Genomic DNA, 14,854 nt, shown 5'->3' on the forward strand with positions numbered 1-14,854 from the left:
TTCCATTCTCTTTGGTGAAACAGACATGAGCAGCAAGAAAACAGCAACGGCGCTGGTCTCAGCAGGACGCAGCAAAAGATACACTCAGGGATCGGTTAACAGCGTTATCCAACGCGCCTCATCGCTGATTTTTGAGACGGTTGCCGATAAGAAACAGGCCACCCTCAACCGGGCCAAAGGCGGCCTGTTTTACGGACGTCGCGGCACCCTGACACACTTCTCATTGCAGGAAGCGATGACGGAGCTGGAAGGCGGCGCGGGCTGTGCGCTCTATCCGTGCGGCGCAGCAGCGATCTCCAATGCTATCCTCTCTTTTGTTTCAGGCGGAGATCATGTGCTGGTGACCGGTTCCGTCTACGAACCGACCCAGGCGTTCTGCGATAACGTGCTGAGCAAATTCAATGTCGCCACTACCTATTTTGATCCGCTGATTGGCGCGGGTATTGCCGATCTTATTCAGGAAAACACCAAAGTGGTGTTTCTCGAATCTCCCGGTTCCATCACCATGGAAGTACACGATGTGCCAGCGATCGTCAGCGCCGTGCGTCGCGTTAACCCTGATATCGTGATTATTATGGATAACACCTGGGCGGCGGGCATTCTGTTTAAAGCACTCGCGTTCGGCATTGATATCTCCGTGCAGTCCGGCACCAAATATATCGTGGGTCACTCGGATGCCATGCTCGGCACGGCCGTTGCCAACGCGCGCTGCTGGGATCAACTGCGTGAGCACTCCTACCTGATGGGACAAATGGTCGATGCCGACACGGCTTATGTCGCCAGTCGCGGCCTGCGCACCCTAGGGGTTCGCCTCAAGCAGCATCAGGAGAGCAGCCTGCGCATCGCCCACTGGCTCGCTGAACGACCAGAAGTAGCCGTGGTCAACCATCCGGCACTGCCGAGCTGTAAAGGGCATGAATTTTTTGCACGTGATTTCACCGGATGTAACGGGTTGTTCTCCTTTGTGCTGAAGCAAAAGCTGAGCAAGGAGCAACTGTCCGACTATCTGGATAATTTTGTGCATTTCAGCATGGCCTATTCCTGGGGCGGTTTCGAATCCCTTATCCTGGCGAATCAGCCGGAGGATCTGGCTTCGATTCGTCCCGCTGGCGGCGTTGACTTCACTGGCACACTTATTCGGTTACATATCGGGCTTGAAGACTGTGATGATCTGATCGATGATTTGACAGCCGGATTCAACAGAATTCACAAAGTGTGACGGCGATATCCCTTGATATGGCTGCGGTGGTGTGTGTAAAGCGTGTATGATGAACGGAATAAGCAAGACAAAAAAACCGCTTTACACGAATAACAGAGCTTATGTCTGTCGCCGAAAGGCGTTCGTATTGGCGACACTAAGATCTTGGCCCTACGCTATTGCTTAGCGACACAGATTGATCCGTTCGACGTTTGTGCGAGCAGGGTTGTACTTTGGGCCCCTACACCTGGCAGGAAGTAATATGAGTGTGGTTCACGACATCATTCAAGCGCTGTGGCAGCAAGATTTCAGTGCGTTGGCTGACCCCAATGTTATCTGGGTTATCTACGGCATTCTTTTCACGACCTTATTTCTGGAAAATGGCTTGCTGCCGGCGTCGTTTCTACCGGGAGACAGCCTGCTGCTGCTGACCGGGGCCATGATCGCCAAAGGCGTGATGAGCTTCGTGCCCACCATGTTCCTGCTTACCGTCGCAGCCAGTCTCGGCTGCTGGCTCAGCTACCTGCAAGGTCGCTGGTTGGGAGATACGCGCATCGTCAAAGGGTGGCTGCTGCAACTGCCCGCACACTATCACCAACGTGCCTACCATATGTTCCATCGTCACGGTCTGGTGGCGTTGCTGATTGGTCGTTTTCTGGCGTTTATCCGCACTCTGTTGCCGACCATGGCCGGTATTTCTGGCCTTAACAGCCTGCGTTTTCAGTTATTTAACTGGCTGAGCGGCTTTCTGTGGGTGTTTGGCATTGTCACACTGGGCTATGCCATTAGCCATGTGCCACTGGTCAAGCGTTATGAAGACCAGGTAATGACCGCCCTGATCCTTCTCCCCATTGTGTTACTGATCAGTGGATTGGTTGGCATGCTGGTAATGTTGTGGCACAGAAGGCGCTCCGCCGCCTAACCCAGAACCTCTCCAGACACTTCTTCAACGGTACCCGCTACCCTCTGATTTTCTTGATATTACGCGCAAGAAAAGCAGGTACCGTTACATCTCTTCGCTGCTTTGTGGCTATTTTCGGCTAGACTTAACCGACATGTCCTGTCCATTACGAACAGGGTTGAAGGGATACCATTCATCACCGTATCCGGTGGCTGAAATCCAACCGAGCCCTTGCCGACCTTGGCTGGGAGGATTCTCGAATAAAGGAGAATGACATGACAACGCAACCCATGATCAAACTGGCCGACGGCAATATCATGCCGCAGCTCGGCCTGGGCGTGTGGCAAGCGACACACGATCAAACGGTGGCTGCGGTGACCGATGCACTACACACCGGCTACCGCGCCATTGATACCGCCGCGATTTATAAAAACGAAGCAGGCGTCGGAGAGGCGCTACAGGCCAGTAAGCTACCCCGCGATCGGCTGTTTATCACCACCAAACTGTGGAATACCGATCAGTCCGATCCGCAAAAGGCACTGGAAGAAAGCCTGCAAAAGCTGCGGCTGGATTTTGTCGATCTCTATCTGATCCACTGGCCGGTGCCGGATCAGGATACCTATGTTGATGCCTGGCGCGGTTTGCTGCGTTTGCAGGAGCAAGGGCTGGTCAAAAGCATTGGCGTGAGCAATTTTCATCCACACCATTTACAACGCCTTAAAGCAGAAACCGGCGTATTCCCGGTCATCAATCAGGTTGAGCTGCACCCTTTATTCCAGCAGCGCCAATTACACGCCTGGAATGCCACGCACCAGATTCAAACCGAGTCCTGGAGTCCGCTGGCACAAGGGGGAGAAGGGGTATTCGAGCAACCGCTGATCCGTCAGCTCGCGCTGAAATACGGCAAAACGCCTGCACAGATTGTAATCCGCTGGCACCTGGATTCAGGTCTGGTGGTGATCCCCAAATCCGTTACCCCCGCGCGCATCCGGGAAAATTTCGATGTGTTCGATTTCCGTCTCGACAAAGACGAACTGGGCGAGATCGCCAAGCTGGATGCCGGCAAACGGCTGGGACCAGACCCGGATGTCCCACGCACTACGTTTCCAACCAAAGACTAATGTGGTTTCCGCCACGGTGAGTGGCGGAAACCCTTTTTTCCGCTGCACTCGCCCCCCTCTTAAGATCGCTATCAAATAACAATCAGAATCTCCGCCAACATTAACAAAAACCAAACAAGCCCCCCTGCATCCGTTGATCGGGTAAAGCCCCTACGCCATGCTTCACGGCGCAGTTCAGGCGTTCGAGTAATACCCAAAACCTATGAATGATGGAGATGTTACCGATGAAAAATGCAATCAAATATCTGCTTCTGGCAAGCATATTGAGCCTTACAGCAGGCGTTAACGCGCACATAGGCAACGATAGGATGTATTTCGACGGCCCGACAACAGGTCCGGATGTAGGCACAGCGGAGTGGGTACGCTGCCAGGCCCGAGGCGGTTGTCAGTAATCTGACGAGACAGCCAGCCTCAACGGCACTGAGGCTGGCTAGAACACGGATTCAGTCCGATATCTGTATTTCGTAAATATCACTGCGGCAGTAAATTTCACAATATTCCAGCAAGCCATTTTGCGCATTATAGGTATGCTGGCGATAAAACAGCAGCGGCATGCCTGGCTGAATCTTTAACAAACGCGCCGTTTCCGCCTGACAGGCAATCGCCTTGATGCGCACCTTCTTTTTCGCCGGAAGAATCCCGCGCTCCGCCCAGTATTGATAGAGCGAGTGCTCCAGAATCTCCGGTGCAGGCAACAATGCCAACGGGATCCATGTGGTTTCCAGCGACACGGGTTCACCGTTGATCAATCGCACACGCCGCAGTTTGGTCACGCGCTCACCTTTCAAGGCAGGAACGTTACTGGCTACCTCATCCGGCAACAGCATGGTGGTGCGCTCCAGCCAGCGATTACCGGCAATACCTCCGGCTTGCAGCACCAGCTTGGTGAACCCGGCTTCTTCATCATCCAATGAATAGTCAAGATACTGGCTAATGCGCGTGCCGACGCCCTGCTGGCGCACAATCAATCCTTTGTCTTCCAGCAGCGACAACGCACGAGAGACGGTAACACGAGAAATCGCTAACTGCTGCGCGATCGCGCGTTCAGCAGGAAAGAATTGTCCCGCCAGCGCTTTGTTCTGGTTGATACCCTGCTCCAAAACCATCGCCAATTGCATATAGCGCGGCGCCGTAGAGGGTTTCTCTAGTGTTTGCCTGACCCAACGAAATAGCTCCTGCATAGTGCGGCCTTATAGTGTTTTTTTGCGCCACGTGTAGCATCCCCCCGACAGGTGTCAGCATGGCAAGAGCACATTACCACGAAACAAGACTCAGGACTGGTATTGGTATCTCAATGGCATTTAATTGGACTTGCTTTTGTACTGTGGATTGTATACATTAAATACAGACGTGCCAACACCAGGGGGTCATTTAGTTGACCACAAAACAGCGTCTCACGACACAGATCACAATAATATCCTTGTTATTTAAGTAGATCGTGCGATGAGAACAGCGCTCAGAGCAGAAAATGTGAATTGAGCAGGTATGCCTGCGGTTGTCTGAATGGCATACGAAAGGACTCTTAGCAACACCAGGAAAAATACGTAGCGAAAATGTCGTGCAGTAGCGAAGAATACAACCAGAAAAACCGTCCATTAACATGAAATGGCATAAAGACAACACACAGCAATAAGCAGTACTTGGTGCCAGACGCTTAGGCACATAACAACACCGTTAACAGTCGTTTTATTTTGTCACTCGGTATCACTCGTTTCACCCACGCATGAACTGAGAACAAGGGCAGTCATTCCATTTTGGCTGCTCCTTTATTTTTTCCACACCACCATCTATGGCTCACCCGGACCACGCGCACTCTTCACACCGCAATTAAACAAACATATTAAATTACTGTCTGTCCTGCTGTTCCGCTGCTATGTTTTATCATCGGACTTTCTCTTCGGCATGGCTGCCGTTATCAATAGTCGCTGCATGCCTGCCCTTTCCGCCACCCGCTTTATTAAGGCCAACAAGGAGCCGCCGTCATGGGTGAAACACAGCAGAATAAGACCTGGCAAGTTGAAAATACGGGGATTGATATTGTTCCTGCTGCACAACGCACAGGAAAACCCTTAGAACTGTTCTGGATTTGGTGTGCTGCGAACATTGGTATTCTTGGCATCGTTTATGGTGCCATCATCGTCTCGTTCGGATTATCGTTTATTCAGTCACTGCTCGCCGCCATTGTCGGCGTCGCCAGCTTCGCACTGGTGGGATATACCTCGTTTGCCGGGCAAACGGGCCGCACGGCTACGTTGACCCTGTCGCGTGCGGTGTTTGGCCTGAAAGGCAATATCGCCCCTACCGCTTTTGGCTGGTTTACCCTGATGGGCTGGGAAGCCGTTAACCTGACCACCGGCACACTGACGCTGGTGGCCCTGTTTGAAGCCATTGGTTTTACCAGCAGCACGACGCTGACCGCTATCTGCCTGATTCTGTTCGGCGGCCTGACCATTGTGGTGAGTATTCTTGGGCAAAACACCCTGATCCTGATGCAAAGCTGGATCACAAAAATCTTCGGTACCATGACGCTTATCGTTGTGGCCTATATCTTGTTTAACACCCCGTGGAATGTGGTATTGGCGCTGCCGTCTGGCAACTGGCTGACCGGCTTTCTCCCTGCCGTGTCCGTGATTGCGGCAGGCACCGGGGTTGGCTGGGCTATTGCCGGGGCGGACTACAGCCGCTATCAAAGCCCTACCACCACGCGCGGCAGCGTCTTTTTTGCCGTGGTGGGTGGCTCGGCCTTGCCGCTCATCCTGCTGATGCTGGCGGGCATTTTACTTTCTGCCCAGCTACCTGAGTTAACCAGTTCGGCTAACCCCATCGCCCTTATCGGCACCGTATTGCCCACCTGGATGGCAGTGCCCTATTTGCTGACGGCCACGGCGGGTATCGTGACTATCGCGGTGCTCAGCCTCTATTCCGCCAGCTTGAACCTGCTGGCTATCGGCGTAAAACTGCGCCAGTCGGTGGCGGTTTCGCTGGATGCGGTGCTGGTGGTGGGCGTTGCGGTCTACGTTCTGTTTGTATCGCAGGATTTCCTTTCACCGTTTATCGCCTTTCTGATTTTCTGCGGCCTGTTTCTCGGCCCATGGTCTGCCGTGTTTATTCTGGACTATATCTACCTGCGCCAACGCCACGGCTACAATAATGACGCGCTGTTTGCCATCAACGGCAAGAATAACGGCGTGCGCTGGGTGCCATTACTGTGCTGGCTGTTGGGTGCCTTTGCCGGGCTGATGGTGACCAAAACCGGCTTTATTGATGGCCCGTGGGCAACCGGTATTTTCGAAAACTCCAGCCTTGGGCTGTTCCTCTCCTTCGGCATCAGCGGCGTAACCTATGGCCTCTATGTCATGCTACAGCCTAAGGAGAATACTCATGCATGAAGAAAAAACGCTTCGACACGTGCTGGTGATCGGCGGTGCTTGTGGCGATATGCTGCTGGGCGTTCCTCGTATGCCGCTTAGCGGCGAAGACGTGGAAGCCAAAGACAACGGACTGCAAATCGGCGGCTGTGCCTTTAACGTCGCGCGCGCGCTCACTCGCCTTGGCGTTCCGGTGCTCAACGGTATGCCGGTAGGCAACGGTACTTGGGGCAACGCGGTAGAAAGCGCCATGAAAGCGCTGCATCTACCGGTGCTGATGCGCCATCCCGATAGGGACAACGGCTGGTGTCTGGCGCTGGCTGAGCCGGGCGGTGAGCGCACGTTTATCAGCATCACCGGCTGTGAGGCCAATATCACCACCGCCATGCTGCAACACCTGCACCCCTCTGCTGATACGCTGATTTATGTGAATGGTTACGAGTTGTTTGGTACTGACGGTGCCGCACTGCGCGCCTGGGTACTGGCGCAGCCTCAACAAAAACTGATCGACTTCGGCCCTCGTCTACCGGGCATTCCACCCGGGTTTATCACTGCGCTGTTTGGCAGCCGCACGCTATTGACGCTAAACCGGGACGAGGCGCGCCACCTGCTGGGCGAAGGCGATATTATCGCGCTGGCACAGCAGTACGCCGCACGCAGTGGGCTTACGCTGATTTGTCGACTGGATAAGGAAGGGGCATGGATTTGCCCGCCGGACGCCGCGCCGCAAGCAGTGGCACCGTATCCGGTCACGGTGGTAGACAGCATTGGCGCAGGTGATGCGCACTGTAGCGGGTTGCTGGCAGGCCTTTCTGCGGGCTGGACGTTGACGCAGGCGGTCGATTTGGCCAATCGTGTTGCCGCTTGCATGGTTGCCGTTCCAGGCTCGTCACAGCCTCCCGGCTGGAATACGCTAGGCGAGTATTTCCCCGACGCTACCCCGCTGCCCGCCTTCCCTACGCGCTAAGCCACAGGCCCGCTTATTCGGTACGTCCCATTTGGGGCGTACTGCGGCTGGCGCGCCGAAACAGTGTCAGCAAGGTTTTCACCTGTTCATCCAGCGGTGCCAGCGCCCGCCGGACAATCAGATGCAGCGGCGTGGCGCGGCGCGTGCCGTGCCCTAATGCCAGCGTTTTTAACATGCCCGATGCCAGCGGTGCCGTAATCCACTCTTCCGGCAACCAGCCATAACCAACCTGATGCATCACCGCTTCAATCGCCGATTCAACGGTGGAGAATGTCCAATATTCAGTGGCTGCCGTTACCGCCAATGGCATGCTGTTTTCCCGGGAAGCGATGCGCACCAGCGGATAGCGCAACAGCGTTTCTTCACGTAACGGCGCAGGGAGGTGATGCAACGGATGATCGCGGTGCGCCACAGCAACAAAATCGATGTTCATCAGCCATTCGCCCCGCCCCATCATATCTTCACGCCGCGTCAGTACCGCCACATCGGCATCCACCTCCCAGGATTGGTTCTCCAGTATCTCCGTCAGATGGAGGTGGGTATCGGGATGCAACTGCTGAAATTCACGTAAGATGGCAAACAGCGTCTCACGGGGAAATACGTTATCGACCACCAGGTCGAGACGCGTGCGCACGCCCTTTTTAAGCGTGGCCGCCTGCGTTTCCACATAATGAAAGGCATTCAGTAGCGGCCTGACCTGTGCCAGCAGCAGCGCACCGGCAGGGGTTATTTCCGCTTTGCGCCCTTTCGCCTCCAGCAATGCCACACCCAGGCGCTCCTGAAGCAGCGCCAGATTGTAGCTTACCGAAGACTGGCTGCGGTGCGTTGCCTGTGCCGCACGCGCAAAGCTGCCCAGCTCAATGACCTTATCCAGCAGGAACCATTGTTCCAGCGTCGTCTTGTGCATAATCAATCTACATTTTGGATGAATTAGATGAAAAATCAGCGTTATTAATTCACAGAGTGACGCAATATGATCCTGACATCAAGAACAAAAGGAGCAGGACCATGACCATGAGTACATTTGATAAGCACGATCTCAGCGATTTTGTCGGCAAACATCTGGTTTATACCTACGATAATGGCTGGAACTATGAGATTTACGTGAAGAACGACCACACGCTGGATTACCGCATTCACAGCGGCATCGTTGCTAACCGTTGGGTCAAGGATCAGTTTGCCCACATCGTTCGCGTTGCCCACAGCGTCTATAAAATTTCCTGGACAGAACCGACGGGCACCGATGTCAGCCTGATCGTGAATCTGGGCGATCGCCTGTTCCACGGCACCATCTTCTTCCCACGTTGGGTTATCAACGATCCGCAAAAAACCGTATGCTTCCAAAACGATCATATCCCCACCATGGAAGCCTACCGCGCGGCGGGCCCGGCCTACCCAACGGAAGTGATCGATGAGTTTGCCACCATCACTTTCGTGCGTGATTGCGGCCCCGATAACGAGAGCGTGATCGCTTGCCCAGCCAGCGAACTGCCGGCCAATTTTCCTGAAAATCTGAAGTAACCGATACCGCAGTCATGTAAGGAACGTCATGAAAATAAAACAGATTGCCTTGATTGGTGCGATGGTGACAGGCATTGCCTCCACATCCGCCAATGCTGCCCCACAGCAACTTCCCGGCTACACGCCCGGTGCCGAAGTCACTCAGATTGCCGCTACCCGCGGACAAATCGATACCATCAGCAATGTGATCTACAGCCAGATCAAAGGCCCACGTGCGGTACGTCAGTTGAGGATGTCGTTTCTTATCCCGCGTACTGCTGCACCTAAACCGGCTATTGTCTATTTTCCCGGCGGCGGTTTTACCTCTGCCGATCATGAGAAATTCATCGAAATGCGTATGGCGCTAGCGCAGGCTGGTTTTGTGGTCGCTGCCGCAGAATACCGCACGGTGCCAGACACCTTCCCTGCGCCAGTACAAGATGGTAAAGCCGCTGTGCGCTACCTGCGTGAACACGCCGCAGACTATGGCATCGACCCGCAACGCATCGGCGTATTGGGCGATTCTGCGGGTGGATATCTGGCACAAATGCTGGGTGTCACCAACGGTGAAAAAATCTTTGATAAAGGGGATTATCTCAACCAATCCTCGGACGTACAGGCCGTGGTAACCCTCTATGGGCTCTCCAATCTGCTCAACATCGGCGCTGGTTTCCCAGAGAATATTCAGGATGTACACCGCTCACCGGCGTCAACCGAAGCACTGTTGGTGAACGGTGCAGCCTTCCGCGATTTCCCCGGTGCCGCTATCGGCAAGGATGAGAAAAAAGCCCTTAACGCCAGCCCCATGGGGCACATTAACGGCAAAAAACCGCCGTTCCTGATCCTGCACGGCAGCGCGGATACGCTGGTTTCCCCGGTACAAAGTGCTCAGTTGTTTAAGGCATTGAAAGAGGGCGGAAATCAGGCAACGTATGTGTTGCTGGAAGGGGCGAATCACGGCGATTTGCCGTGGTATCAAGAGCCGCTGATTCATCGCGTGGTGGAGTGGTTTAAACTGACGCTGAAGGTTTCTGCAACGCAACCCGCAGCGGCGGCACCACAAAATCCAAACGCCAATTTGTAATACACAACGGTAATGTAAAGCGGTAACAAAAAACGGTATTACAAAACAAAGGGGGCCATGCGCCCCCTTATTGTGCCGTTTTACTGCACCACTAACTGCCCAGTGGAGCCACGATCCGCCATCTCGAGCGTGTGGCTGTAGTAGAGGAACGGGAATGATGCCGATGACGATTGGGTGAAATACACCAACAGTTCGGCATCGCCATCCACCCACACCGTGTCTTTCCAACCACTCTGGTCGGCAGCAGGAGCTGCACCGTTGATGCTACGCACCAGAAACATCGCGCCCTGAATGTGGAACGGCTGTGGTGAGTCGGCGTGAACAATCCAGCGTTCACAGCGTCCTTCCTGCGTCTGCACATCCGTGCGCGTCATATCCCACATCGCACCGTTAATCCCCGGCAGGCTATCGCCCAGACGGAACTCCCGCGTTCGGCTGATATTGGCAGGCAGCACCAGATCCGTCAGTAAGCGGGCGGGAAGGTTGTTCGTCACCAGCGGCAGCAAACCGGTGGGTTTTAACGTCAGTATCTGCGTTGACACCAGAATGCTGGAGGGCTCAAACAAACCGCGCAGCCGTTCCATCAACGTTGCCGCATCGCCCGCCGTCAAGGTCACTTCACCGCCCTGAGACATATCAATCAGAATTTCACGGCGTTCACCCGGCGCGAGTGATATCTGGTTCAGCGCTAACGGCAGCGGTAAAAAGCCCAAATCGCTGGCAATAAGATACATCGGGCGGCCATCGCTCAGGCGCATCACGTAACGGCGCGCATTCGACGCATTCAGCAAACGCAAGCGCACCCAACCGCGTGAGACCTCAATAAACGGTTCTTGCACGCCGTTCACCAGCAGCGTATCACCGACAAAGCCTCCACTACTGGGCGGGTTGTAGACCGGAACACCAAAGTTATCCAGGCGTTTATCCTGAATAATTAGAGGAAAATCATCCACGCCGTAGTGATTCGGAATCGGCAGGCTCTTGCTGGTGCTGTCTTCTACCAGCCAAAGTCCGGCCAGCCCCTGATAGACGTGCGGTGCCATTCGGTTCGGCGTATTGGCGTGATACCAGCAGGTGGCCGCTGCCTGCCGAATCGGCAGCACGGGGGCCCAGTCGGTCCCCGGAGAGATCATTCGCCCAGCGCCACCCATCAACGGGCCTGGCACCTGCAAGCCACTAACGGTCATGGAGACCGGCTCATTCAGGCGGTTGCCGTAGATCAGTTTGACATCATCGCCGCTAAACACTTTTACCGTCGGGCCAAGGTAGCGTCCGTTAACACCCCATACCGAGGTTTTACGGTCGCCGGAAAACGCCCAGTGCGCGCGCTGCATGGTCAAAAAAAGCGGCTGCCCGCGGTGAGATTCCAACAGCGGCGGGATGGGTAGCGCATTTTGCTTACCCTTTGCCTGCGCCGTCGCAGGTAGCCCGCTCGCACACACCATAAGCCCCGATGCCTGAATAAACTGACGGCGGCTGAGTGACATAAGAACTCCGTAATTGCTAACCAACCGTATACGCCCACCAACGCAGAGGGCGTAAAAAAACCTTAACGCTTCGCCGCTTTCTCCCGCTCAGCCACTTCAGCATTCAGTTCAACCAAACGCGCCGCCATCACATCATGACAATGCGCAGCCAGCTCGCGCACCTGCTCTTTCCCGTATGCCGAGGTGTCAATCGGCGGTAGCATTTCAACGATAACATGACCGTTATTCCACCGGTTCAGTTTGACTTTATTGTGCGTGTCAGTCACACAAATCGGCACAATCGGCACGCCTGCGCTGACCGCCGCATGGAAAGCGCCGGTCTTGAACGGCATCAACCCACGGCCACGGCTGCGCGTGCCTTCTGGGAACATCCAGACAGAAATATTGCGCTCTTTGATGTGTTGAACGACTTGCGCAATGGTGCCGTGCGCCTTGGCGCGGTTTTCTCTGTCAATCAGCAAATTACCGGCCAGCCAGTAGAGCGGCCCAAAGAACGGGATCCACACCAGGCTTTTTTTACCGACCGTAACCGTGCCCGGCTGCACCGCATTTGCCGCCGTCACCATATCGTAGTTGTTCTGATGGTTGGCAATGTAAATGCAGTTACCATAGTTTCCCGCATCCGCAGGCACTCTGACTTCTACTTTTAAACCAAACAGGGTCGAGAGCCGCCCAAACGCATGACCAAAGGTCGCCACGTGGCGCGGATTCTTCGGGCTAAACAGGCAGTAAATCGTACCGAACAGGCAAATCAGAATGGAAAAAATCACCACTACCACAAAACGGATAATGAATAACATAACAACCTCATAAGCCAACCGCCGCCGCTAGTATAGCGACTTCGGCATAAAACACACGGGTAATCCTTTGCCGTGACACCCACGCCAACGGCCAGGTAACAAAGGGGGGAAAATGCCTGATACCCCCCTCGGGTGATATCAGGCAATGCATTACTCCTCGCTATCACCCTTAGGCGCTGGCGGTGCATCAACCTCAATGCGGTCTATGTTTTGCAGCCCGCGCAGCAGGGTGCCTTTGCGGCCCCGCTCACCGTGGTGTTCGCTCGCGCGCACCACAATTTTGCGCTTGCCGGAATACAGCTTCACCGTCGCTTGCGGCCACACCACCAACAGGAGCGCTAAGCGATCCTTGCCTGCGGCGAAGTCAGCCGAGGAGATAGCGATGATCTTGTTGCCTTTGCCTTTCGACAACTGCGGCAGATCGGACACCGGGAACAGCAACACGCGACCCGCTGCGGTGATCGCCATCAGCAGATCGTCATCGCGTTCTATCACGATCGGTGCCAGCGCTTTGGCGTTGTCCGGCAGCGTGATCATCGCCTTACCAGCACGGTTGCGCGCCACCAGATCGTTGAAGGTACAGACAAAGCCGTAGCCTGCATCAGACGCCATCAACAGACGCTGTTCGTCTGACGCCATCAGCACATGCTCAATGGTGGCACCCGGCGGCGGCGTCAGTTTGCCGGTCAGCGGTTCACCCTGACCGCGCGCTGACGGCAGCGTGATCGGATCGAGCGCATAGCTACGTCCCGTCGAGTCGATAAACACCACCGGCTGGTTGCTCTTGCCGCGCGCGGCGGCGCGGAAGCTATCGCCCGCTTTAAAGCTCAACCCGGAAGGATCGATATCGTGCCCTTTCGCGCTACGCACCCAGCCCATTTCTGACAGCACGATAGTGACCGGTTCAGACGGTACGAAATCGTGCTCACTCATGGCCTTAGCTTCCGCACGCTCATGCAGCGGCGAACGGCGATCGTCGCCATACAGCTCGGCATCCGACTGAATCTCTTTTTTCAGCAGATTGCTGAGCTTGCGTTCTGACGCCAGCAGCGCCTGAAGCTGATCGCGCTCTTTTTCCAAATCGTGTTGCTCGCCACGGATTTTCATCTCTTCCAGGCGCGCCAAATGCCGCAATTTTAATTCCAGAATGGCTTCGGCCTGGGTGTCACTCAGGCCATAGCGGCGCATCAGTTCCGCTTTGGGTTCATCCTCGGTGCGGATGATATGGATAACGTCATCAATGTTCAGGAACGCAATCAACAAACCTTCCAGAATGTGCAAGCGCTTGAGCACTTTTTCCAGACGGTAATTAAGGCGGCGGCGTACCGTATCACGGCGGAACACCAGCCATTCGCTCAGGATCTCCACCAGCCCTTTCACGGAGGGGCGGTTATCCAGACCGATCATGTTCATGTTAATGCGGTAACTTTTTTCCAGATCGGTGGTGGCAAACAGGTGGTTCATGACCTGATCGAGATCGATCCGGTTGGATCGCGGCACCAGCACCAGACGCGTCGGATTTTCATGATCCGATTCATCGCGCAAATCATCGATCATCGGCAGCTTTTTCGCTCGCATTTGGCTGGCGATCTGCTCTAACACTTTCGCGCCCGAGACCTGATGCGGCAACGCGGTGATCACCACTTCGCCATCTTCTTTTTTCCACAGGGCGCGCATCCGCACGGAACCACGCCCCTGCTCATAGACACGGCGCAGCTCATCACGTGGCGTGATGATTTCAGCTTCAGTGGGGAAATCCGGCCCTTGGACGAACTGCAACAGATCGTCGAGCGATGATTCCGGTTTTTCCAGCAGTGCAACGGCAGCAGCCGCCACTTCGCGCACGTTATGCGGCGGGATATCCGTCGCCATCCCGACCGCGATGCCGGTGGTGCCATTGAGTAAAATGTTGGGCAGACGCGCCGGCAACATTTTCGGTTCCTGCAGGGTGCCGTCAAAGTTGGGCTGATACTCGACCGTACCTTGCCCCAACTCCCCCAGCAGCACTTCGGCATATTTGGAGAGGCGCGATTCGGTATAACGCATCGCCGCAAAGGATTTCGGATCGTCCGGTGCCCCCCAGTTCCCTTGACCGTCCACCAGCGGATAGCGATAAGAGAAAGGCTGCGCCATCAGCACCATGGCTTCATAGCAGGCGCTGTCGCCGTGCGGGTGGTATTTCCCCAGCACGTCACCCACGGTACGGGCGGATTTTTTAAACTTGGCGCTGGCGCTCAACCCCAGTTCCGACATCGCATACACGATGCGGCGTTGCACCGGCTTAAGGCCATCACCAATAAATGGCAGCGCCCTGTCCATGATGACGTACATGGAGTAGTTCAGGTACGCATTTTCTGTAAACGTATGCAGCGCAATACGTTCTGCGCCGTCATGAGTTATCTCACTCATCGATAATCCTTACGCGGTG

12 protein-coding genes are annotated in these 14,854 nt (G+C 55.0%); 7 read left to right on the forward strand and 5 right to left on the reverse strand.

Translation table 11 applies throughout. From position 1 onward, the window contains the following. Nucleotides 1-25 precede the first annotated feature (25 nt). The 3 genes from metC (at nucleotide 26) to dkgA (ending at nucleotide 3,220) form a co-directional block, all read left to right on the forward strand. Nucleotides 26-1,219 (forward strand): cystathionine beta-lyase, encoded by a 1,194-nt coding sequence (gene metC / locus J5224_RS09745; protein WP_264625256.1) that lies wholly within the window; start codon nucleotides 26-28, stop codon nucleotides 1,217-1,219. 241 nt (nucleotides 1,220-1,460) lie between these two features. Further along, nucleotides 1,461-2,120: a DedA family protein gene (locus tag J5224_RS09750; protein ID WP_264625192.1), complete on the forward strand. Its 660-nt coding sequence runs from the start codon at nucleotides 1,461-1,463 to the stop codon at nucleotides 2,118-2,120. 254 nt (nucleotides 2,121-2,374) lie between these two features. Next, the gene (dkgA, locus tag J5224_RS09755) at nucleotides 2,375-3,220 is read left to right on the forward strand and encodes a 2,5-didehydrogluconate reductase DkgA (RefSeq protein ID WP_264625193.1); all 846 of its coding nucleotides are present in this window, start codon (nucleotides 2,375-2,377) and stop codon (nucleotides 3,218-3,220) included. 443 nt (nucleotides 3,221-3,663) lie between these two features. Here the strand turns inward: dkgA and J5224_RS09760 are convergent, their stop codons facing one another. Then, the gene (locus J5224_RS09760) at nucleotides 3,664-4,401 is read right to left on the reverse strand and encodes a GntR family transcriptional regulator (RefSeq protein WP_264625194.1); all 738 of its coding nucleotides are present in this window, start codon (nucleotides 4,399-4,401) and stop codon (nucleotides 3,664-3,666) included. Between the two features lie 801 nt (nucleotides 4,402-5,202). On the opposite strand from J5224_RS09760, the gene J5224_RS09765 reads away from it, so the two are divergent. Together J5224_RS09765 and J5224_RS09770 are read left to right on the forward strand one after the other, a co-directional pair. Then, nucleotides 5,203-6,609: a purine-cytosine permease family protein gene (locus J5224_RS09765; protein ID WP_264625195.1), complete on the forward strand. Its 1,407-nt coding sequence runs from the start codon at nucleotides 5,203-5,205 to the stop codon at nucleotides 6,607-6,609. Then, nucleotides 6,602-7,555 (forward strand): PfkB family carbohydrate kinase, encoded by a 954-nt coding sequence (locus J5224_RS09770; RefSeq protein WP_264625196.1) that lies wholly within the window; start codon nucleotides 6,602-6,604, stop codon nucleotides 7,553-7,555. The genes J5224_RS09765 and J5224_RS09770 overlap by 8 nt, the downstream gene beginning before the upstream one ends. A 13-nt stretch (nucleotides 7,556-7,568) precedes the next feature. On the opposite strand, the gene J5224_RS09775 is transcribed toward J5224_RS09770, so the two are convergent. Further along, nucleotides 7,569-8,462: a LysR family transcriptional regulator gene (locus tag J5224_RS09775; RefSeq protein ID WP_264625197.1), complete on the reverse strand. Its 894-nt coding sequence runs from the start codon at nucleotides 8,460-8,462 to the stop codon at nucleotides 7,569-7,571. A 107-nt stretch (nucleotides 8,463-8,569) separates the two neighbouring features. On the opposite strand from J5224_RS09775, the gene J5224_RS09780 reads away from it, so the two are divergent. Beyond that, nucleotides 8,570-9,076, forward strand: a complete 507-nt coding sequence (locus J5224_RS09780) for a phenolic acid decarboxylase (RefSeq protein ID WP_264625198.1) — start codon at nucleotides 8,570-8,572, stop codon at nucleotides 9,074-9,076. 28 nt (nucleotides 9,077-9,104) lie between these two features. After that, nucleotides 9,105-10,139 (forward strand): alpha/beta hydrolase fold domain-containing protein, encoded by a 1,035-nt coding sequence (locus tag J5224_RS09785; protein ID WP_413544660.1) that lies wholly within the window; start codon nucleotides 9,105-9,107, stop codon nucleotides 10,137-10,139. A gap of 80 nt (nucleotides 10,140-10,219) precedes the next feature. Here J5224_RS09785 and ftsP read toward each other — a convergent pair whose 3' ends face one another. The 3 genes from ftsP to parC all read right to left on the reverse strand — a co-directional run bounded on the left by ftsP (nucleotide 10,220) and on the right by parC (nucleotide 14,835). Further along, nucleotides 10,220-11,626 (reverse strand): cell division protein FtsP, encoded by a 1,407-nt coding sequence (gene ftsP / locus J5224_RS09790; protein ID WP_264625199.1) that lies wholly within the window; start codon nucleotides 11,624-11,626, stop codon nucleotides 10,220-10,222. A 62-nt stretch (nucleotides 11,627-11,688) separates the two neighbouring features. Further along, the gene (locus J5224_RS09795) at nucleotides 11,689-12,426 is read right to left on the reverse strand and encodes a 1-acylglycerol-3-phosphate O-acyltransferase (RefSeq protein ID WP_264625200.1); all 738 of its coding nucleotides are present in this window, start codon (nucleotides 12,424-12,426) and stop codon (nucleotides 11,689-11,691) included. A 150-nt stretch (nucleotides 12,427-12,576) separates the two neighbouring features. After that, nucleotides 12,577-14,835, reverse strand: coding sequence for a DNA topoisomerase IV subunit A (gene parC, locus J5224_RS09800; RefSeq protein WP_264625201.1), 2,259 nt, complete (start codon nucleotides 14,833-14,835; stop codon nucleotides 12,577-12,579). Nucleotides 14,836-14,854: the final 19 nt, after the last annotated feature.

This window comes from Candidatus Symbiopectobacterium sp. NZEC135, from assembly GCF_025962695.1.

Excerpts from the sequence above, each read along its gene's own strand:
- dkgA (WP_264625193.1), top strand. The coding sequence starts at position 2,375 with ATGACAACGCAACCCATGATCAAACTGGCCGACGGCAATATCATGCCG.
- J5224_RS09795 (WP_264625200.1), bottom strand. The coding sequence starts at position 12,426 with ATGTTATTCATTATCCGTTTTGTGGTAGTGGTGATTTTTTCCATTCTG.
- J5224_RS09785 (WP_413544660.1), top strand. The coding sequence starts at position 9,105 with ATGAAAATAAAACAGATTGCCTTGATTGGTGCGATGGTGACAGGCATT.
- parC (WP_264625201.1), bottom strand. The coding sequence starts at position 14,835 with ATGAGTGAGATAACTCATGACGGCGCAGAACGTATTGCGCTGCATACG.
- ftsP (WP_264625199.1), bottom strand. The coding sequence starts at position 11,626 with ATGTCACTCAGCCGCCGTCAGTTTATTCAGGCATCGGGGCTTATGGTG.
- J5224_RS09765 (WP_264625195.1), top strand. The coding sequence starts at position 5,203 with ATGGGTGAAACACAGCAGAATAAGACCTGGCAAGTTGAAAATACGGGG.
- J5224_RS09760 (WP_264625194.1), bottom strand. The coding sequence starts at position 4,401 with ATGCAGGAGCTATTTCGTTGGGTCAGGCAAACACTAGAGAAACCCTCT.
- J5224_RS09770 (WP_264625196.1), top strand. The coding sequence starts at position 6,602 with ATGCATGAAGAAAAAACGCTTCGACACGTGCTGGTGATCGGCGGTGCT.
- J5224_RS09780 (WP_264625198.1), top strand. The coding sequence starts at position 8,570 with ATGAGTACATTTGATAAGCACGATCTCAGCGATTTTGTCGGCAAACAT.
- metC (WP_264625256.1), top strand. The coding sequence starts at position 26 with ATGAGCAGCAAGAAAACAGCAACGGCGCTGGTCTCAGCAGGACGCAGC.
- J5224_RS09775 (WP_264625197.1), bottom strand. The coding sequence starts at position 8,462 with ATGCACAAGACGACGCTGGAACAATGGTTCCTGCTGGATAAGGTCATT.
- J5224_RS09750 (WP_264625192.1), top strand. The coding sequence starts at position 1,461 with ATGAGTGTGGTTCACGACATCATTCAAGCGCTGTGGCAGCAAGATTTC.